At 64.0% G+C, this 19,120-nt stretch carries 22 protein-coding genes; 7 read left to right on the forward strand and 15 right to left on the reverse strand.

Annotated features, from left to right (window positions below; all coding sequences use genetic code 11):
* Nucleotides 1-75 precede the first annotated feature (75 nt).
* The 9 genes from AC0NIL_RS09155 to AC0NIL_RS09195 all read right to left on the reverse strand — a co-directional run bounded on the left by AC0NIL_RS09155 (nucleotide 76) and on the right by AC0NIL_RS09195 (nucleotide 6,841).
* Complete coding sequence (locus AC0NIL_RS09155; protein WP_473572577.1) at nucleotides 76-690, reverse strand: LysE family translocator; 615 nt, start codon at nucleotides 688-690, stop codon at nucleotides 76-78.
* A gap of 113 nt (nucleotides 691-803) precedes the next feature.
* Nucleotides 804-2,255 carry an amidase gene (locus AC0NIL_RS09160; RefSeq protein ID WP_473572576.1) on the reverse strand — a complete coding sequence of 484 codons (1,452 nt, stop codon included), beginning with the start codon at nucleotides 2,253-2,255 and terminating at the stop codon, nucleotides 804-806.
* A gap of 1 nt (nucleotide 2,256) precedes the next feature.
* Nucleotides 2,257-3,162 carry a ribokinase gene (locus AC0NIL_RS09165; protein ID WP_473572575.1) on the reverse strand — a complete coding sequence of 302 codons (906 nt, stop codon included), beginning with the start codon at nucleotides 3,160-3,162 and terminating at the stop codon, nucleotides 2,257-2,259.
* A 152-nt stretch (nucleotides 3,163-3,314) separates the two neighbouring features.
* A complete protein-coding gene (locus AC0NIL_RS09170; protein WP_473572574.1) occupies nucleotides 3,315-3,797 on the reverse strand; it encodes a hypothetical protein in 483 nt (160 codons plus the stop codon).
* On the reverse strand, nucleotides 3,772-4,284 hold the full coding sequence (locus AC0NIL_RS09175) for a hypothetical protein (protein ID WP_473572573.1): 513 nt from the start codon (nucleotides 4,282-4,284) through the stop codon (nucleotides 3,772-3,774). Before AC0NIL_RS09175 ends, AC0NIL_RS09170 begins: the two co-directional genes overlap by 26 nt.
* Nucleotides 4,251-4,643 carry a hypothetical protein gene (locus AC0NIL_RS09180; RefSeq protein ID WP_013529600.1) on the reverse strand — a complete coding sequence of 131 codons (393 nt, stop codon included), beginning with the start codon at nucleotides 4,641-4,643 and terminating at the stop codon, nucleotides 4,251-4,253. The genes AC0NIL_RS09175 and AC0NIL_RS09180 overlap by 34 nt, the downstream gene beginning before the upstream one ends.
* A gap of 21 nt (nucleotides 4,644-4,664) precedes the next feature.
* Nucleotides 4,665-5,135 carry a hypothetical protein gene (locus AC0NIL_RS09185; RefSeq protein WP_024502818.1) on the reverse strand — a complete coding sequence of 157 codons (471 nt, stop codon included), beginning with the start codon at nucleotides 5,133-5,135 and terminating at the stop codon, nucleotides 4,665-4,667.
* A gap of 211 nt (nucleotides 5,136-5,346) precedes the next feature.
* On the reverse strand, nucleotides 5,347-6,222 hold the full coding sequence (locus AC0NIL_RS09190) for a methylated-DNA--[protein]-cysteine S-methyltransferase (RefSeq protein WP_473572572.1): 876 nt from the start codon (nucleotides 6,220-6,222) through the stop codon (nucleotides 5,347-5,349).
* Nucleotides 6,223-6,346: 124 nt separating this feature from the next.
* Entirely contained in the window at nucleotides 6,347-6,841 is a 495-nt protein-coding gene (locus AC0NIL_RS09195) for a DUF2244 domain-containing protein (RefSeq protein ID WP_473572571.1), read from the reverse strand.
* Nucleotides 6,842-6,863: 22 nt separating this feature from the next.
* On the opposite strand from AC0NIL_RS09195, the gene nth reads away from it, so the two are divergent.
* A complete protein-coding gene (nth, locus tag AC0NIL_RS09200) occupies nucleotides 6,864-7,688 on the forward strand; it encodes an endonuclease III (RefSeq protein WP_473572570.1) in 825 nt (274 codons plus the stop codon).
* 1 nt (nucleotide 7,689) lies between these two features.
* On the opposite strand, the gene AC0NIL_RS09205 is transcribed toward nth, so the two are convergent.
* The 3 genes from AC0NIL_RS09205 to AC0NIL_RS09215 all read right to left on the reverse strand — a co-directional run bounded on the left by AC0NIL_RS09205 (nucleotide 7,690) and on the right by AC0NIL_RS09215 (nucleotide 10,735).
* Nucleotides 7,690-9,198: a tripartite tricarboxylate transporter permease gene (locus tag AC0NIL_RS09205; protein ID WP_473572569.1), complete on the reverse strand. Its 1,509-nt coding sequence runs from the start codon at nucleotides 9,196-9,198 to the stop codon at nucleotides 7,690-7,692.
* Nucleotides 9,199-9,208: 10 nt separating this feature from the next.
* Entirely contained in the window at nucleotides 9,209-9,682 is a 474-nt protein-coding gene (locus AC0NIL_RS09210; protein ID WP_027037698.1) for a tripartite tricarboxylate transporter TctB family protein, read from the reverse strand.
* 75 nt (nucleotides 9,683-9,757) lie between these two features.
* Nucleotides 9,758-10,735 carry a tripartite tricarboxylate transporter substrate-binding protein gene (locus tag AC0NIL_RS09215; RefSeq protein WP_473572568.1) on the reverse strand — a complete coding sequence of 326 codons (978 nt, stop codon included), beginning with the start codon at nucleotides 10,733-10,735 and terminating at the stop codon, nucleotides 9,758-9,760.
* A gap of 260 nt (nucleotides 10,736-10,995) precedes the next feature.
* Between AC0NIL_RS09215 and AC0NIL_RS09220 the strand changes: the two genes are divergently transcribed.
* On the forward strand, nucleotides 10,996-11,529 hold the full coding sequence (locus AC0NIL_RS09220) for a GNAT family N-acetyltransferase (RefSeq protein ID WP_013529609.1): 534 nt from the start codon (nucleotides 10,996-10,998) through the stop codon (nucleotides 11,527-11,529).
* 141 nt (nucleotides 11,530-11,670) lie between these two features.
* Here AC0NIL_RS09220 and AC0NIL_RS09225 read toward each other — a convergent pair whose 3' ends face one another.
* Nucleotides 11,671-12,435 carry an IclR family transcriptional regulator gene (locus AC0NIL_RS09225; protein ID WP_013529610.1) on the reverse strand — a complete coding sequence of 255 codons (765 nt, stop codon included), beginning with the start codon at nucleotides 12,433-12,435 and terminating at the stop codon, nucleotides 11,671-11,673.
* A gap of 183 nt (nucleotides 12,436-12,618) precedes the next feature.
* Between AC0NIL_RS09225 and AC0NIL_RS09230 the strand changes: the two genes are divergently transcribed.
* The 5 genes from AC0NIL_RS09230 (at nucleotide 12,619) to AC0NIL_RS09250 (ending at nucleotide 17,845) form a co-directional block, all read left to right on the forward strand.
* Entirely contained in the window at nucleotides 12,619-13,593 is a 975-nt protein-coding gene (locus AC0NIL_RS09230; RefSeq protein ID WP_027161341.1) for a Bug family tripartite tricarboxylate transporter substrate binding protein, read from the forward strand.
* A gap of 139 nt (nucleotides 13,594-13,732) precedes the next feature.
* Entirely contained in the window at nucleotides 13,733-14,269 is a 537-nt protein-coding gene (locus AC0NIL_RS09235) for a tripartite tricarboxylate transporter TctB family protein (protein WP_027161342.1), read from the forward strand.
* 4 nt (nucleotides 14,270-14,273) lie between these two features.
* The gene (locus tag AC0NIL_RS09240; protein WP_013529613.1) at nucleotides 14,274-15,797 is read left to right on the forward strand and encodes a tripartite tricarboxylate transporter permease; all 1,524 of its coding nucleotides are present in this window, start codon (nucleotides 14,274-14,276) and stop codon (nucleotides 15,795-15,797) included.
* Between the two features lie 15 nt (nucleotides 15,798-15,812).
* Entirely contained in the window at nucleotides 15,813-16,997 is a 1,185-nt protein-coding gene (locus AC0NIL_RS09245) for a CaiB/BaiF CoA transferase family protein (RefSeq protein WP_473572567.1), read from the forward strand.
* Entirely contained in the window at nucleotides 16,994-17,845 is an 852-nt protein-coding gene (locus AC0NIL_RS09250; protein WP_013529615.1) for a citryl-CoA lyase, read from the forward strand. The genes AC0NIL_RS09245 and AC0NIL_RS09250 overlap by 4 nt, the downstream gene beginning before the upstream one ends.
* Before the next feature lie 4 nt (nucleotides 17,846-17,849).
* Here AC0NIL_RS09250 and AC0NIL_RS09255 read toward each other — a convergent pair whose 3' ends face one another.
* On the reverse strand, nucleotides 17,850-18,320 hold the full coding sequence (locus AC0NIL_RS09255; RefSeq protein ID WP_013529616.1) for an NUDIX hydrolase: 471 nt from the start codon (nucleotides 18,318-18,320) through the stop codon (nucleotides 17,850-17,852).
* Between the two features lie 126 nt (nucleotides 18,321-18,446).
* Nucleotides 18,447-18,755, reverse strand: coding sequence for a hypothetical protein (locus AC0NIL_RS09260; protein WP_013529617.1), 309 nt, complete (start codon nucleotides 18,753-18,755; stop codon nucleotides 18,447-18,449).
* Nucleotides 18,756-19,120: the final 365 nt, after the last annotated feature.

Consider the following 19,120-nt stretch of genomic DNA (forward strand, 5'->3'; position numbering starts at 1 on the left):
GCCTCGGCGCTGCCCCTCACCCGATCGCTTCGCGACCACCCTCTCCCCGTAAACGGGGCGAGGGAAGGCGCGCCGTTACTTCGACCTCGAAAACGCCAGCCACAGGCCGCCGCCTACCATGAAGCTGCCGCTGATCCTCGACAAAAGCTTGATGCGCCTGGCCGACAGCAGGCGCCCGGCGCGGCCGGCGGCCAGCGCATAGGTGGAATCCGAGAAGGCGGCGAAGATCATGGCGGTCAGGCCCATGACGGCGATCTGCAGTGAATAGTTGCCTTGCGGCGAAATGAACTGCGGAAAGAAGGCGCCGAAGAAAATCAGCGTCTTGGGGTTGCTGAGCGCCACCAGCAGGCCCTGCAGGAAGAAGCCGCCGCGCGGTTTCCTGGCTGTTCCATCGGCATTCAGGGTGCCCTTGGAGCGGAACATTTGCACGCCCATCCAGATCAGATAGGCGGCACCGATCAGCCTGACCCACTCGAACCAGTGGCCCATGCCTGCGATCAGCGTGTTGAGGCCGATGCCGACGATGGCGATCATCACGGCAAGCCCGGCCTGCGTGCCGGCGACATTGACGAGGCCGGCGCGCGAGCCATGGCGCATGCTGTTGGCGATGATCAACGTGACCGTCGGACCGGGCACCAGGATGATAACGATGCAAGCGAGGACATAGGCAGCGTAGAGTTCGAGCGACATGGTCTTTCCTCAGGGAGGCCGCCGAGGCGGCGCGGCTGAGGATAATCAATGCATGGCGGCGCCGCTGGTGCAAGCCGCTACCTAACGCCCTGCGACACGCCAGTCCGCCCGGTTCAGGCGCCGGTCGGCCAAGGCAGCCTTGCCTCATAGGCCGCCGCTGCCTTGAGTACGGCGAGGTCATCGCGTGGCCGGCCGATCAGCTGCATGCCCATCGGCCGCCCCTTGTCATCGAAGCCGACCGGCACGTTGATTGCCGGGCAGCCGCCCAAGGTCGCGAAGGCGGAAACCTGCATCCAGCGGTGGTAGCTGTCCATCGCGCGTCCGGCGACCTCACGCGGCCAATGCATATAGACATCGAAGGGGAAGACCTGCGCTGTCGGCAGCGCAATCAGATCATAGCGGTCGAAGATCGACAGCAGCATGCGATGCCAGGATGTACGGGTCACGGAGGCGGCGCGGATCTGCGGCGCCGTCAGCCGCATGGCATTCTCCACTTCCCAGATGGCTTCCGGCTTGAGCAGGCGGCGCTTCGCGGGGTCGTCATAGTGGGTTTTGAGCGCGCAGCCGCTGCTGGCCTGGCGCAGCGTCACGAAGGCCTGCCACAGCGCTTCGAAATCGAAATCCGGCAGCAACGGTTCAGTCGCGAAGGATGCTTCCGCAAAGCGGCCGAGTGCCGCCTCGCACAGGCCGAGAATGCCTGTTTCAACCGGCAGATGACCGCCGAGGTCACCGAGCCAGGCGATGCGGCCAGCAGTTGCCGGTATTCCAAGCCCTTCGAGGAACGAGCCGGGTTTCTCGTAGGACAATGGCGCGTGCGGGTGGTAACCGGCCTGCACATCGAGCAGCAGCGCCATGTCACGAACGTTGCGGCCCATCGGCCCGTCGACGCCCATCTGCGCATGGAAGACTTCGAAATCGGGTCCGCCGGGAACAAGTCCTTGCGACGGGCGGAAGCCAAAAACATTGTTCCAGGCGGCCGGGTTGCGCAGCGAGCCGCCGAAGTCGCTGCCATCGGCGACGGGCACCATGTTGAGCGCCAGGGCCACCGCCGCGCCGCCACTCGAGCCGCCGGCGGTCAGGGCCGGATCGAAGGCGTTCAGCGTCGGCCCGAACACGGCATTATAGGTGTTGGAGCCAAGCCCGAATTCGGGGACGTTGGTCTTGCCGATGATGATGGCGCCGGCACTGCGGATACGCTCGACGAAGAAATCGTCTTCCTGCGGCACGAAATCGGCGAAGATCGGCGAGCCGAACGAGGTCCTGAGGCCCGTGGTCGAGGCGAGATCCTTGATGGCCATCGGCAGACCGAAGAGCGGACCCGCGGCTTCGGTTCGCGACAGGCTGGCATCGGCCGCATCGGCTTCGCGCAGGATATCGGCGCGATCGCGCAAGGAGACGATGGCGTTGACCAGCGGATTGACCGCCTCGATGCGATCGAGGAATGCCGCCACCACCTCGCGCACGGAAAGCTCTCTCTCCCGGATCGCGCCGGCGAGTTCGACCGCGGACAGGCGGCAGATGTCGCCTGCCGGCGGCACGGCATGTTTCGTTTGAGGGCGCAGCATTCTAACGGCTTTCCTGCAGCGCCTGATCGACGTCTTTGGCGAGCGGGATCGCCGGTTGGGCGCCAGGCTTCAGGCAGGCCAGCGAACCGGCCGCGCCGGCGCGCGCCAGCGCCTGTTCGAGCGTGAGGCCCGACGACAGGCTGGCGGCGAAATAGCCGCAGAACGTATCGCCGGCGCCGACCGTGTCGACAGGGGTGATCTTGCGTGCCGGAACGGTGAGGAATTCGCTCGGCGTTGCCGCCATCACGCCGTCGCCGCCAAGTGTGACGACGACGGTGCGGCCGGTCTTTCCGGCAAAGTCGCGCATGCGGGCCGCCCGGTCGCGGCCTTGCAACGACAGCGCTTCGCCATAGAGGTCGAACTCGGTTTCGTTGGCGACGACATAGTCGGCCTTGCCGATAAAGCCGGCTGCCTGCCCCTGGAAAGGCGCCGTGTTGAGCACGGTGAAGGCGCCGGCCGCCCTTGCCTGGTCGAGGGCGGCATCGACGGTGGCCAGCGGAATCTCGTTTTGCAGCAACACGACGTCGCCTTTTTTCAGAAAGGCCTTGGAAAGGTCGCCGGGCACCACGGAAGCGTTGGCGCCCGGCACCACGGCGATGATGTTCTCGCCGTCGTCGGCGACCATGATCAGTGCCGTGCCGGTCGAGGCGTGAGTCTCGGCAACGCCGGACAGGTCGACCTTGCCGTCGCGCAGCAATGCCAGTGCCTCGGCGGCGAAGCTGTCCCTGCCGACGGCGCCAACCATGCGCACCGAGGCGCCGGCGCGTGCGGCGGCCAGTGCCTGGTTGGCGCCCTTGCCCCCAGGCGCGGTGGTGAACGCCGAGCCGCCCACCGTCTCGCCGGGGCTCGGCAAGCGGTCGACCTTGGCGATAAGGTCGAGGTTGATCGAGCCGATGACGATAATCAAGCAAGGCCTCCTGGCAACGCAAATTCAAAATGTCGGAGCGTCTTCGTGCGTCCGGGCGAACGCAGATCGTTCCGATTGCGCGGAAGCTAACCTGTAAGGCCGCGGCTTGCCAGACCACGCGCATGGTCCAGTCCGATTTGAGGTGTCGTGGCCTATTCGCAGCGCACGGTGACCGTGCCCTGATAGTTGCCGGCGGGAAAGATACCGCTCGACTTGGTGGCGGTGAGGTCGACCTGCATCGCGTGGGTGCCGTTGGCAACCCTCTGCGGCACACTTCCGTTGACATCGACCCCCGAGCCATCGAGGCGGAAGACTGAAGCGAAGGTCACGTTGGTGCCGCCGCCGCTCGGCGCGGACGAGAATGCGGCAGGCGCCGGCGCCGAAACCGAATAGCAGTCAAGCAAGTTAAGTATCGAGCACAACAGGGAGCTTGCCACCACGGTGGCGCTGGCGCTCGATCCGCCTGCCTGTTTAGAGCCCAGTATGCTGATGGCGGGATTGGCCTTCATCGTTCCGGACGCCCCGACCACGATAGTGCAGGTGCCGATGATCGCTGCCTGCACCGGAAGGCAGGAACCGGCAAGTGCAGCCATCGCAAGCAGCGCGCGGCTACTGCTTCTTCTTTTTCTTGCCATCACCATTTCCGGTCCTGATGCTCCAGCCTTCATTGGCCCACCCCGGTGACGCGGCCGTGGAAGCGCTGGCGGCCACGCTCGTCGTCTGGCCGTCGGCGCCGAGGCCCATTTTGAGGAGCTTCAGTTCCAACTGCAGGCGCTCGACCTCAAGCTCATAGAGACGGCTGCAATCGACGCGCTTCGGCGTGCGCCCGATCGGGATCACCACGCGGCCGTAAGTGGCGACATCATTGTTCGACTGGCTGTTGCCTCTGATGACGCCGAGATCGACATAGGCGCCGGAACCGGAGACGGCGGAACGGCAGGTGGTGCCGTCCGCGGCATGGACCTCGTCCTGGCCTTGGGGCAAGGTGACGCCCGGCAGGTTGAAGCCGCTCTCATTCTGGTTGAGGTTGTAGACGTCCTCGGCCCCGGCCGGCAAGGCACCCGCCCAAGCAGCCGCGAGCGCCAGTGTCAGGACTTGCGGCGCCCAAAAAACTTTCCGCATATCTGTGCCCTTATCTGCGTCTGTTGATTGGGAAAGGGGATGCTTTCGGTACAGATACGCACTTTACGCTCGGCAGCGCCGTCAAAAGGCACGACCACAAGGACAGAACGGGAGGCCTGGGAGGCCAGTTGGAAGACATTTGGAGAGACCCTGGCATCTACCGGCTGGAAATCCTGATCGTAGACGTGGATTTCGACCCGGATCTTGCGGTCGTAGGGATTGGCGGGGAAGACGCGAACCGCAAAGACGTCGGTGAAGCTGTTGATCTCGCCACGCATCGGCGACATCGATTGGGCCTTGGCGGCAATGGGCGCCAATCCGACGGCCAATGCCGTCGCCAGGATTCGAGCATGTTTCAACGACCCCTCCTTCGCCACGCGTCATTCGCAGCGCAGCGTTACCGTTGCCTGATAATTGCCGTTGGCGAAGCGATTGCTGCCGCCCTTGGTGCCGGCAAGGTGGACCGAAACGAGGTCGGCGCCGGGGGTGGTGATGCTGGTTGCCGAGCCGGTCTCACCGATGGCATGCGCGCCGGCGGCAGAGTAGGTCGGTGTCCAGGTCGTCGACGTGCTGTCGGCGGATGGCACCGTCATGGTGGTGACCGGGTCGACACTCAGCGACACACCTCCGGTCGTCGTCAGCGTCACGGTTCCAGCCGAGCCGCCGCTGTTGTGGGAACTGAGGGACTGGAGATCGGGACTGGCCGTCATCGTGCCGTTGGTGGCAACAACAAGCGTGCAGGTGGGCGCGATCGTGCCATTGAAGATGACATTCTGCGTCGCGGCCAACGCGACCTCGTCGATGCCGGCAACCAGCAGAGCTGCGGCGCAGGCGGCGCGAACCAATGACATCGGGACCTCCTATTAAGCCGGATCGTCCGGATTAATATGAGGGCATCATCACTTTATCGTGGTTAATTTAGAGTTACCTAAAATAATTCCTTAAATAACAATCACAGGAACCGGAGGTTGCCCTCGGTTGCAAAGACAGTGAAAATCGCGCTTATACTTATCAGTGCCGATATATCCATGTTTTTCTTCGCAGTATCGAGAAAAATCGATATTACGACACCTGCCCGGCTTCCCAGCCCAGAATGGCGCGCTTGCGGGTCAGGCCCCAATGATAGCCGGTCAGGTCGCCGGATTTGCCGATGGCGCGGTGACAAGGCACCACGAAGGAGAGCGGATTGGCGCCGTTGGCCGCACCCACCGCCCGGCTGGCGGACGGGGCGCCGATGCTGGCCGCGATCGAGGAATAGGTGCGGGCCTTGCCCATCGGGATCTTGAGCAGCGCCTCCCAGACGCGAACCTGGAAGTCGGTGCCGATCATGACGACATGCAGCGGCTGGTCGGGGCGCCACAGCGTCGGATCGAAGATACGGGCGGCATAGGGGCCGGTAGCAGTCATGTCCTCGACATAGATGGCGTTCGGCCAGCGGCTGGACATGTCGGCGAAGGCGGCGCGTTCCTCGCCGGGGTCGCTGAAGGCGAGGCCGGCGAGCCCGCGCTCGGTGGCCATGATCAGGGCGGTGCCGAACGGCGAGGAGTGGAAGCCGTAGCGGATGAGGAGCCCGGCGCCGCGTGTCTTGTAGTCGCCCGGCGACATCGCCTCATGCGTGACGAACAGGTCATGCAGCCGGCCCGGGCCGGACATGCCCAGCTCGAACGAGGTCTCGAGCAGCGGCATGCCGGAATCGAGCAGCCTGCGCGCATGGTCCAGTGTCACCGCCTGCAGGAAGGCCTTGGGCGACAGGCCGGCCCAGCGGGTGAAGAGTTTTTGCAAGCCGGTCGGCGTCTCGCCGACCTCCTCGGCCAGTTCTTCGAGGGAAGGCTGATCACGATAGTCGAGACTGATCTTCTCGATGGCACGGCGCACGATTTCGTAGTCGCTGCCTTCAGGCGTGATGTCCTTTTTGAGGACTGCGGTGTGTGTGCTCATGGAACTGTCTCCTTGAGCCGGAATATCGCCCCTCGGGGCGTCGATCGCCACCCGAAACTTGCCTTCTTGCGGCGCATACCCAGATAGGCACGGGATTCGAGCCCTGGAGTCGCTCGTAGCTGGCTCAGCGTGCCTTGGCGGTCGCCAGCGCTCGCGAAAAGGCGGTGGCAAAACTCTCGCGGGAATCGGGGTCCAGGAACGATCCGATCGGCACGTTCCGGCCTTCGCCTTCCACCGTCATCCCTGTGATGCCGATCTCGGCGTGACGGGCCACCGAAAACCGCGCCCAGAACGGATTGAAGCGATGGGCTTCCGATTTCCCCGAGGGGGCTGTCTTGCGGATGTCGAGGCTGGTGCGCGAGACCGAGACTTCTTCGCGTGCGCGAGCGGCACGATAGTTGATGCGAAAGGCGATGTAGACGGCGGCCACGTCGAGGCCGAAGAAGCCGAACACCGGCCAGGCGCCGCGCGACAGGAAAAACGCGCCTGTCACCAGCCAGCCGAACAGCAGCGCGCCCATCAGGACGAAAAAGCCTGTCCGGCCCAGAGACCGGTGTGGGGTCAGTAGCGCCTGAAAGAATGGCTCGTCGGCCTGAAACGAGGCGTTTGTGTCGCTCATGAGGGGATATTATAGGAGGGAAATGGCAAGCCCCAAGTCCAAAGATTCTTCCCTGTCCAAAAAAGAGCTGTTGCCCGCACGACGCGATGGTTCGAACGCAAAGCCGCGCCCGCGGCCGACGCGAAGCGCGTCACGCTACAGCCCGGCCGAAGTGAACGAGATATTCCGGCGCTTTTCCGTCCAGCGGCCCGAGCCGAAGGGGGAGCTCGAACATGTCAACGCCTTCACGCTGCTGGTCGCGGTGGTGCTGTCGGCGCAAGCGACGGATGCCGGCGTCAACAAGGCGACGCGGGCGCTGTTCAAGGCCGCCGATACGCCGCACAAGATGCTGGCGCTGGGGGAGGCAAGGGTCGGCGAATATATCCGCACCATCGGGCTGTGGCGCAACAAGGCGAAGAATGTGATTGCGCTGTCGCAGGCGCTGATCCGCGACCATGGCGGCGAGGTACCCGATAGTCGCGATGAATTGGTCAAGCTGCCCGGGGTCGGGCGCAAGACCGCCAATGTCGTGCTCAACATGGCCTTCGGCCAGCACACGATGGCGGTCGACACGCACATTCTGCGCATCGGCAACCGGCTCGGGCTGGCGCCCGGCAAGACGCCGGAACAGGTCGAGCAAGGATTGTTGAAGATTATTCCGGACGAATATATGCGCCATGCACATCACTGGCTGATCCTGCATGGCCGCTACGTCTGCAAGGCGCGCAAGCCGGATTGCCCGGCCTGCGTCATCGCCGACATCTGCAAGGCCGAGGTCAAGACGACCGATGTGCCGGCACCGCTGGTGCCGATCGCACCGCTCGACCCGGTCGACGAGATTCGGGGCGGCAGCGGAACGACGGCGTAATTCAACTCTCCTCCACAAACACCTCTTCGCGCTTTTTCTTGACCGCCGGCAGGAAGACGACGGCGAGCACGGCGAGCGCGATGAGCAGCAGGCCGGCGCTGATCGGTCTGGTCACGAAAGTGCTCGGGTCGCCGCGCGAGAGGATCATGGCGCGGCGCAGGTTTTCCTCGAGCAGCGGGCCGAGCACGAAGCCGAGCAGCAGCGGCGCCGGTTCGCAGCGCAGCTTGGTCAGGAGGTAGCCGAGGAAGCCGAAGAAGGCGACGGCGTAGAGGTCGTAGACGTTGCTGTTGACGCTGTAGACGCCGATCGAGCAGAACGCCATGATGATCGGGAAAAGCACGTAATAGGGGATCGTCAGCAGCTTCACCCAAAGCCCGATCAGCGGCAGGTTGAGGATGATCAGCATCAGATTGCCGATCCACATCGAGGCGATGATGCCCCAGAACAGCGCCGGCTGTTCGGTGGCGACATTGGGGCCGGGTACGATGCCCTGGATGATCATAGCGCCGATCATCAGCGCCATGACCGGGTTGGCCGGAATGCCGAGCGTCAGCATCGGGATGAAGGAGGTCTGCGCACCGGCATTGTTGGCCGATTCCGGTCCGGCGACGCCTTCGATGGCGCCCTTGCCGAATTCTTCCGGGTTTTTCGAGACGCGTTTTTCGACCGTGTAGGAGGCAAAAGCTGCCAGGATCGCGCCGCCTCCCGGCAGGATGCCGAGCGCCGAACCGATGATCGTTCCGCGCACGATGGGCGCTGCCATGCGCCGAAAGTCCTCGCGGGTCGGCATAAGGCCGGTGACCTTGCGGATCATCACGGAACGCTCATCCTCGTTTTCGAGGTTGCGCAGGATCTCGGCGACGCCGAAGACACCGACCGCCACCGCAACGAAGTTCAACCCATCGGCATATTCCCGGATTCCGAGCGTGAAGCGCGGCGTGCCGGTGTAAATGTCGGTGCCGACAATACCGAGCAGCAGGCCGAGCACGACCATGGCCAGCGCCTTGACGATCGAGCCGTGGGCGAGCGCGACGGATGAGACGAGGCCGACGATCATCAGCGAAAAATACTCGGCCGCGCCGAATTTCAGCGCGATCGCCGTCAGCGGCGGGGCAAAGATGGCGACGAGGAACGTCGATACGGTGCCGGCAAAGAACGAGCCGATAGCCGCGATCGCGAGGGCCGCCCCGGCGCGGCCGTTCCTGGCCATCTGGTAGCCGTCGATCGCGGTGACGGCGGACGAGGATTCGCCGGGCATGTTGATGAGAATGGCGGTGGTCGAGCCGCCATATTGCGCACCGTAATAGATGCCGGCGAGCATGATGAGGGAGGAAACCGGGTCGCCGATCTGGAAGGTGATCGGCAAAAGCATGGCGATGGTCGCGGTGGCGCCGATGCCGGGCAGAACGCCGATCAGCGTGCCGAGAAGGACGCCGATCAGGCAGAAACCGAGGTTGGTCAGCGACGTCGCCGTCGAAAAACCGAGCGCGAGGTTGTCGAGCAGATCCATGCTCATCGCCTCACGACACCAACCATGGGGCCAGCCACGGGCCGAAGCGGCGGAACGGCAGGCCGAGCGCGTAGCTGAAGACGAGGTACGCAAACAATGTCAGGCCGGCCGACAGCACGAGCGCGGTCAACGGCTTCATGCGGCGGCTGGCAAACGACGCGATCAACGCCGTGAGAAAGATCGACGGGATGAAGCCGAGGCCGCGCACCGTCAGGCCGAAGAAGATCGGAGCAGGCAGGATGAGCAGCATGCCGCGCCACGCAATGTGCCCGATTGCTTCGCCCCCGACGCGTACGGCCTGGACGAGAATGACGGCGCCAAGCAGGATCAGCACGATCGCCAGGACCAGCGGAAAATAGCCTGGACCCATGCGCAAGGCGGTGCCGATTTCGAGGCCGAGCGATTGCAGCGCGAACCATGCGCCGAAACCGATGAACAGGGCGGCGCACAGGCCGTTGGCCCTGTCGATCGCGAAAGGTTTCATGATGGTTCTCCCAAGCCCGCAGTGGCTGGTGGATGCCGAGCGAACAGGGGCGCCGGTGGCGCCCCTGTTCAACCCTTAGTCGGCGTACTGGCCGGCGGCTTCGATGATCGGCTTCCAGCGCGCGATCTCGCTTTCCAGCTTGGCCTTCAGTGCGGCGGGCGTCGCATCGGCCTCAAGCGACGGCTTGGTGCCGAGTTCGGCGAAGCGGGCCGCGACGTTCTGGTCCTTCAGCGCGACCTGAAGCGATTTCGACAGGCGTTCGGTGATCTCGGCCGGCGTGCCCTTGGGTGCATAGAGACCGTGCCAGATGCCGACCTGCACATCGGGAAGGCCGCCTTCAACCGTCGTCGGCACGTCTTTCAGCACATCGAGGCGTTCCGGCGAGGTGACGGCATAGGCCTTGATCGTGCCGCCCTGGATCTGCTTGGTGGTGTTGGTCGTCTGGTCGCACATGATGTCGACCTGGCCGCCGAGAAGATCGGTCATGGCCGGGCCGGTGCCCTTGTAGGGCACGGTGACCAGCGGCGTCTTGATGGCGCTCATGAACAGCATGCCGCACAGATGCGAGGCCGCACCGATGCCGGCATTGGCGACGGTTATGGAATCCTTGTTGGCCTTGGCGTACTCCACCAATCCCTTGAGATCGGTAGGCTCCAGATCCTTGCGGCCGACGATGGTCATCGGCACCTCGGTGACGAGGCCGACATATTCGAAGGCGTTCAGCGTGTCGTAGGCGAGCTTTCTGTACAGCGTCGCACTTGTCGCCATGCCGATATGATGGAGCAGCAGCGTATAGCCGTCAGGCTCGGCGTTGGCGACGCGGCCAGCACCCAGCGTGCCGCCGGCGCCGCCGACATTCTCGACGATGACTTGCTGGCCGAGATCCTTCGACATGGCTTCGGCGACGAGGCGCGTGACCGTGTCGGTCGGGCCGCCGGCCGCAAAGGGCACCACAACGGTGATGGTGCGTTCAGGATAGGTCTGCGCGCCGGCAGTGAACCCATAAAGCGTGACGGCCGCGGCAGCAGCCAGAGTGGCGACAAATCTTCTCATCGTGATCTCCTCCCGGGATATGAATCTCCAACGCCGCGCGGATCTCCTCTCAACACCGGCTGCGCATGAAGCAACAACTAGGGCAAGCTAGCAAATAGCAACTGGGCGGCAAACTGCCGATGTCCGCAAACATCCGCACTCGATAACATCGTCGCGCAAAATTCCCATAGCGGCGCCTGGATGATGGGCCGTGTTGCCCTGGCCCCTTGCGCAGCACCGGCGATTTGCTAAGCGCTGGCGATCCGTGCGAGGCAGATCCCATGAACAATCCGCAAGCGACCAGTGCTCCTGTCATCGAAACGAAGCGAACCATCCTGCGGGCACACCGGCTGGATGATTTCGACACCTATGCCGCGATGTGGACCGATCCCGTCGTCACCCGCTTCATCGGCGGCAAGCCGCGCACGCGCGAAGAAAGCTGGATGCGCTTCCTGCGTCACGCCGGCCTGTGGTCGTTGCTTGGCTATGGCTTCTGGGCGATCGAGGAGAAGGCGACCGGGCGCTTCATCGGCGAGGCCGGGTTTCACGATCTGAAGCGCGACATGGAACCATCGATCGAAGGCATTCCCGAGGCCGGGTGGGCGCTGGTTCCGGCCGTGCACGGCGCGGGCTTCGCCACCGAGGTGGTTGGCCGCGTCCTGGCATGGGGCGAAGTGATTTTCGGGCGCGAGAAGACCGTCTGTATCATCGATCCGGAAAATGGCGCTTCGCTGAGGGTGGCTGCCAAGTGCGGTTACCGGGAAGTGGTAAAGACCACCTATCACGACGCTCCGACCATCCTGCTGGCGCGGTGACCTGAGCGGCGCGGCTGACCGCTGCGGGCGCCGGCATGATGGCACCTGTCGCCAGCAACGATGACGAAGCGGGCCGCGCCAAGAACCGCCGTGTGGTTCTGGTCAAGTTGAACTGGGCGAGCCTTCCAATCAGGCCGCATTCTACGGCAGGGCGTCCGCTGCCAGGCTTGCCTGCTCGAGCATTGAGGCGTCCTCGCCGAAGGCGCGGGTGGCGCGGGCCGCTGCCTCGAGCAGCGGACGCTTCATGCGCTGCAGAAAGGCCGCGTCGACGCGCGTGCTTGGTCCAGCCAGGGTCAAGGCGCCGAGCAGGACGCCCCCTGGCCCGAATACCGGCGCCGACACGCCCCCCGTCTCGGGGTCGCGGTCGCCGACGGCGAGACAGTTGCAGGTCTTGCGGATGGTCTCGTAGGGTTCGCCCTGCTGGCCCGAAAACGCTGCGAGCACGCGGCCGCCCGAGCCGAGCAGCAAAGGCAATACGTCGCCTTCGCGTATCGTGTAGCGGATCGGGTGCTTGGATTCGACGCGGTAAAGACAGGTGCGGACATCGCCCGAGCGAACGTAGAAGGCAACGCTTTCCCAGCTTCGCTCGGAAAGATCGCGCATGATCGGCAGCAGGATGTCGACCGCCACGACCGAACGCTGGTAGAGCGCACCGAGCCGAAACGTCGCGGGTCCGACGCGGTAGCGCCCATTGTCGAGGCGCTCGAGCAATCGTCCGCGCAAAAGGGAATTCGCAAGCCGCAGGATGGTGCTCTTGTAGAGGCCGGTGCGCGCCGCGATTTCGGCCAGGCTGAGCGACCGATCCTCCGTGCTGAAGGCATCGAGGATGGCAATCGCCCGATCGAGTGCTGCAACACCTTCGGCGCGGTCGATTTCCGCATCTGCCGATTTGCTTGGCGAGTCCATGGCGGTTCCAGTTTGAAGAAAGCCGAGTGACGCGACTGTGTCGCGCCGCCAAATCGTTCTGTCCAGCAGAATATCGTTTCCGTTGACAGAACTCCGTAACATCTGCTTGAAATCGATGACGGGTCTGGATGCAGGCGCGTTTTGGCGGGCACCGGAGGAGGTGTCGTGATTTGGAGGAATCCCATGCTGGACAGACGCAGATTTTTGATGAGCACCGCAGCCGTGGGTGCCGGGCTGATGACGTCGCATCTTTCTCCCGCTTTCGCCGAAGGCGCGCCCCAGATACAGCTCTTCGTGCCTGCCGCACCGGGTGGTGGCTGGGACCAGACGGCGCGCACGATCGACCAGGTGCTGCGCAGTGAAAAGCTCATCTCGGGTTCGCAGATCACCAATGTCGGCGGCGCCGGCGGGACTGTCGGGCTGCCGCAATTCATCAGCCAGTGGAACGGCAAAGGCAATTCCCTGATGGTTGCCGGCATGGTCATGGTTGGCGCCATCATTGCCAACAAGGCCGCCAACAATCTGACGCAGGTCACCCCGATCGCCCGCCTTACCGGCGAGTTCGAGGCCTTGGTCGTGCCGGCGGAGTCGCCGTTCAAGACGGCCGCTGATTTCGTCGCCGCGCTCAAGGCCGATCCGACAAAGGTTCCTGTCGCCGGCGGCTCCGCAGGCGGTTCCGATCACATCCTGTTCGGCCTGATTGCCAAGACTGTCGGCGTGCCGGCGACAAACCTGTCCTACGTGCCGTTCGCCGGCGGCGGTGAGGCGTTGTCGGCGCTGCTCGGCAACCAGGTCGCGGCCGGCATCTCCGGCTTTGGCGAGTTCTCCGAGCAGGTCAAGGCGGGCGCGCTGCGGCTGCTCGCCATCTCGGCAGACAAGCGCCAGGACGGCATCGATGCGCCGACGCTGAAGGAGGCCGGCATCGATGTCGAACTGTTCAACTGGCGCGGCGTCTTCGCACCGCCGGGCATTTCCGACGCCGACAAGGCAGCGATGATCACCCTCATCGAGACCATGGCCAAGAGTGACGCGTGGGCGACCGAATGCAAGAACCGCAACTGGACGCCGATCCTGCTCACCGGCGACGACTATGCGAAGTTCGTCACCGAGGATTCAGCCCGCATCGAGGCGATCCTGAAGGATCTCGGGCTCGCCTGATCCATCGTCATAGGGGCGGCGCAGGTCGCCCCTTCTCGCATGAAATGCAAGCCGGCATGACCCTGCGGTGGGGAGCAAGCATGCGGCGCCGGGCATTTTCGCCAACCATACTTGGCCAGCTCTCCTGGGGAGGACAATCATGAGCACCAGCGACCAGCAGCCGGCGCCGTCGCGGCTTGCCGTGCCGGAATTGTTGATAGGCATCGGGCTCCTGGCCTGCGCCGGCGCCGTTGCCTGGCAGACGCTGGCGATCCCGGTGTCGCCGCTCTACTCCAAGGTCGGCCCGACCGTCTTTCCCTACCTTACCATGGTTGGCCTGGTGGTACTTTCGCTGTTGCTCATCCTTGCCGCGCTTCGCGGCGGCTGGCAGCCGGAGGAGGAAAAGGAGACGCCGACCGACTGGAAGGCAATGGGCTTCGTCGTTATCGGCCTGATCGCCAATCTGCTGCTCATCCAACCGCTCGGCTTCACGGCGGCATCCGTCATCATGTTCGTGCTCGTCTGCTACGGCTTCGGCAGCAAGCGTACGCTGCGGGACGTCGTGCTCGGCCTTATCCTGGCGCTGGCCGCCTATTTCGGCTTCGCCAGGGCGCTCGGCGTCAACATCGGTGCCGGTTTCATCGAGAACCAGCTGAACACGGTCATCGATGCGTTCATCACCATGTTGAGGGGCTGACGCCATGGAAACGCTCGGACATCTGGCACATGGCTTCTCGGTCGCCTTCACCCCGGTCAACCTTCTGTGGTGCCTGCTCGGCACCACGCTTGGTACCGCCATCGGTGTGCTGCCCGGTCTTGGGCCGGCGCTGACCATCGCGCTGCTTTTGCCGATCACCTATCAGGTGGCGCCGGAGGCATCCTTCATCCTGTTTGCCGGCATCTATTACGGCGCCATGTACGGCGGCTCGACGACGTCGATCCTGCTCAACACGCCCGGCGAAAGCGCCACCATCGTCACCGCGCTGGAAGGCAACAGGATGGCGCGTTCCGGCCGCGGCGGTGCAGCCCTCGCCACTTCGGCGATCGGCTCATTCGTAGCCGGCACGATCGGCACGATGGGCGTCGCTTTCCTGGCGCCGGTGGTGGTCAAATTCGCGCTGGCCTTCGGTCCGGCCGAATATTTCTCGCTGATGGTGCTGGCCTTCATCACCGTCTCGGCGGTGCTCGGCTCGTCTTCCGTTCGCGGCCTGACCAGCCTGTTCGCAGGCTTCGTCATCGGCATGATCGGCGTCGACCTGCAGACCGGCCAGCCGCGCTTCACCTTCGGCATGACCGAACTGCTCGACGGCGTCGACGTCATCATCGCCGCCGTTGGCCTGTTTGCCGTCGGCGAGACGCTGTACATGGCCTCGCGCCGCTATGCCGGCAAGGACGAGATCGTGCCGCTGAAGGGCTCGCTCTACATGACGGCGGCCGAGTGGGGGCGTTCGTGGAAACCCTGGCTGCGCGGCGCCGCGATCGGCTTCCCGATCGGCGCCATGCCGGCCGGCGGCGCCGAAATCCCGACTTTCCTGTCCTATGCCATCGAAAAGAAGCTGTCGAAGCACAAGCAGGAGTTCGGCACGGTCGGCGCCATCGAAGGCGTTGCCGGCCCCGAGGCCGCCAACAATGCGTCCGCAGCCGGCGTGCTGGTGCCGATGCTGACGCTTGGCCTGCCGACCTCGGCGACGGCGGCGATCATGCTGTCGGCGTTCCAGAGCTACGGCATCAATCCCGGACCACTGCTTTTGACGACCCAGGGCGACCTCGTCTGGGGGCTGATCGCCAGCCTGTTCATCGCCAACGTCATCCTGGTCATCCTCAACCTGCCGCTGATCGGGCTGTGGGTGCGGCTGCTGAAAATCCCGGCGCCGCAGCTCTATGCCGGCATCCTGGTGTTCGCCACGGTCGGCACCTATGGCATTTCGCAATCGCCCATCGACCTCGTCATCCTCTATCTGCTGGGGGCCGCCGGTTTCCTGATGCGGCGGTTCGATTTTCCGACCGCGCCTGTCATCATCGGCATGATCCTTGGGCCGCTCGCCGAAACCCAGTTCCGCCGGGCGATGACCATCTCGAATGGCGACTGGTCCGTGTTCTACACCCACAAACTGTCGCTGACACTGCTGACGCTCGCCTTCATCGGTCTCGCCGGCCCGCATATCTGGGCCTTCATCGAGCATCGTCGTCGGCGCGGACCGGAGCATGTGCCCGGCGATGCCTGATCGATCCCTGATGCCATGACAGAACTGCTTTCCGGTATTCGCGTCCTCGACCTGACCAATGTCCTGGCCGGCCCCTATTGCGCCTACCAGCTGGCGCTGCTGGGCGCCGACGTGATCAAGGTCGAGGCGCCGCAAGGCGGCGACCTCGCCCGCCAGCTCGGCGGCTCGCCGAAGCTGAACAGCGCCGGCATGGGCGCCTCGTTCCTGGCTCAGAACGCCGGCAAACGGTCGGTTGTGCTCGACCTCAAGAAGCAAGCCGATCGCGAGCGCTTTTTCGATCTGGTGGCCAGCGCCGACGCACTGGTGGAGAATTTCCGCCCCGGCGTGATGGATCGGCTGGGGCTTGGCTACGAGGCACTGAAGACGGTTCGTCCGGGCCTCGTCTATTGCGCGATATCGGGTTTCGGCCAGACCGGGCCAATGCGCGATAATCCCGCCTATGACCAGATCATCCAGGGCCTGTCTGGGATCATGAGCATCACCGGCACACCGGAAGCGGCGCCGCTGCGGGTCGGCTATCCCGTCGCCGATACGCTTGGCGGACTGGTCGGCGCGTTCGCCATCGCCTCGGCGCTGGTGCGGCAGAAGACGAGCGGCGAGGGTGCCTTTCTCGACGTTTCGATGCTCGAATGCACACTTTCCGCACTTGGTTGGCCGGTTTCCAACTATCTGACCGCAGGTATCGACCCCATGCCGATGGGCAACGAGAACATGACGGCGGCACCCTCCGGTGCGTTTCGCACCGGCGACGGGCTCATCAACATCGCCGCCAACAAGCAGGAGCAGTTCGTGGCGCTGTGCCGGCTGATCGGCCGGCCGGAATTGGCTTCCGATGTCCGCTATGCAGAGCGCGAGACGCGCAAGCGCAACCGTGCGGCGCTTAAAGTCGAGATCGAGGACGCCCTGGCGGGCGCCTCGGCGGCGGCCTGGGAAGAGACGCTCAATCGCGCCGGCGTGCCTGCCGGCAGGGTGCTGACGATCCCGCAAGTGCTGGCCGAGCCCCAAGTCCTCGAGCGCCAGGTGACCGCGCATTTCGACGATGTGGCTGGCATGGACAAGCCGCTGACCGTTTTGCGCGGCGGCTTCATGGTCGATGGCGAGGCGCCCTTGCCGACAAAGCCGCCGCCGGCGCTCGGCGAACATATGAGCGAGGTGTTCGCCGACCTGCCGCCCCGCACCAGGACAAAGGCACGCGCATGAGCGGCACGGAGAAGAAGACGGGCCGTGAGCGCGGCGAGGAATGGTGGCAGACCGACATCATCGAGATGCGGCCAGGTGTCATCCGGCTGCGCGGCTACGAGATCCAGGATCTGATCGGCCGCGTCAGCTTTCCGGCTGTCATCTGGCTGATGCTGCGCGGCGAACTGCCCAGCGAGGACCAGGCAGAATTGCTCGGCATTGCCTTGGCTGCCGCCGTCGACCATGGACCGCAGGCGCCATCGATTGCCATCGCGCGCATGGCTGCAACCTGCGGCGTCGGTATCAACAGCGCCATGGCCTCGGCCATCAACGTTCTCGGCGACGTGCATGGAGGCGCCGGCGAGCAGGCGCTTTCCTTCTATGGTGACATTGCCGTGGCGATCGATGCCGGGATGACGCTGAATGAGGCGGTCTCGGCGCGGCTCGACCGGTTCTTCGCCGAGGAGAAGGGCTATGTGCCGGGGCTCGGACATCGCTTCCATCCCGTCGACCCGCGCGCGCCGCGCTTGCTGGAATTGACCCGCGAATTTGCCGCACGCGGTGCCGTCAATGGGCGTTTCGCCGATATCGCCGAAGCGGTCGAGGCGGACGTCGAACGCCGCAAGGGGAAAAAAATACCGCTTAACATCGATGGCGCCACCGCCGTCATCTATGGCGAACTCGGTTTTCCGCCGCCGCTGACGCGAGGGCTTTTCGTGCTGTCGCGCTCGGTCGGCATCCTGGCGCATGCCTGGGAGCAGTCGCAGCATGGCGAGCGAAACAAGGGGCCGCTGCCGCGCGAGTGGCTGTGGGCCTATACCGGCACGCCGGTGCGGCCGTTTCCCGAAAGCGATGACCCCGGCGAGTGAGGCTCTACGCCTGATCCACCTGCACGGGGATCTTCAGCGTCTTCACCAACGTTGAAAGATCCGGCTCGTCGATGAGCATGGCCGCATCGGCTGGCGCCAGCCAGGCCCGCTGGCGTCGTTTGGCTTCCTGCCAGTCGGCCAGTTCCTCGCTCACCTCGAGCAGGTAGACGATGACGTCGACGCGGACAAAGCGATTGGCCAGCCGCTTCCAGTAGGAATAGGTGCCCGCCGGCTGCTTCAGCGTCTTGCCGAGCACGCCGGCCTCCTCCTGCGCCTCGATGGTGGCCGCCTTGCGTCCGCTCTTGCCCTTCATCGGCCAGCCCTTGGGGACGATGAAGCGCCTGGTGGTACGCGACGTGACCAGCATCACCTCGATGTCGCCACGCGCGGTCAGCCGGAAGGGAATAGCCGCCACCTGGCGGATTCTCTCGCCCTTCTTTGCCTTGCGTACGGCCTTTTTCTTGGTGGCTGCCATTCGTCAATCCAGTCGATGCAATGCCGCATAGCGCGACAAGGCGTCGTTGCAAAACCAAAACTTTCGCATGTGCCAACGACACTCGAAATACATAAGTCGGCTAAATAAACGAAAAAGGCCTTGATGTCAGCGGCAATTGCTCACGGCGGTGGTGCCGATTATCTGTGTCTGGCAGCTTGGCTTGAGCTGCTGCACGACCGGTGGCGGTTGCTGAAAGATCTGGCGGTCCTGGGCGCGATTCTGCTGCTGTTGCTGTTGATATTGCTGCCGCTGTATCCTGTTTTGCAGGATTTGCAGGTCGTTCTGCCGGATCAGCGCATTGTTGCCGGTAGCGGGATTGAGCGCTTGCGCGGAAGCCGGCAGGCAAACGCCCGCCAGCACTGCCGTGGCCAGCATTGCCACTGTGAAGATCGTTGATGGCCGAAGTGCCGACATCCGTTCATTCCCGCGCAAAAACTCTGTCCTTTGATATAGGGCGTTTGCGCGTCGATGCCATGGCCAGCGGGTCGAGTATCACGAAATCGGGCGCTCCAATCGCTTTGTTCTGCGATTTCGGCCGCGAAACGGCAGATAGTCATCATATGATGACTATGAAACGTCGGTGGCTTTGGTCAGTGTTCCCCACGTAAATTTTTGGTTTCATCCGGCATAAGTTAATGTATTCTAATTGAGTCAGAGCTCCGCAAGTGGGAATACGGATGCCCTGTTTTAATGCATTGAACCTTATTGCACAGTGCCGGCATCCTTATTGCAATTGCATGAGCAGAGCATAGCGGTGGCGTCGGACTCAAGCAGGCATT

It is taken from the genome of Mesorhizobium sp. WSM1343, from assembly GCF_055901535.1.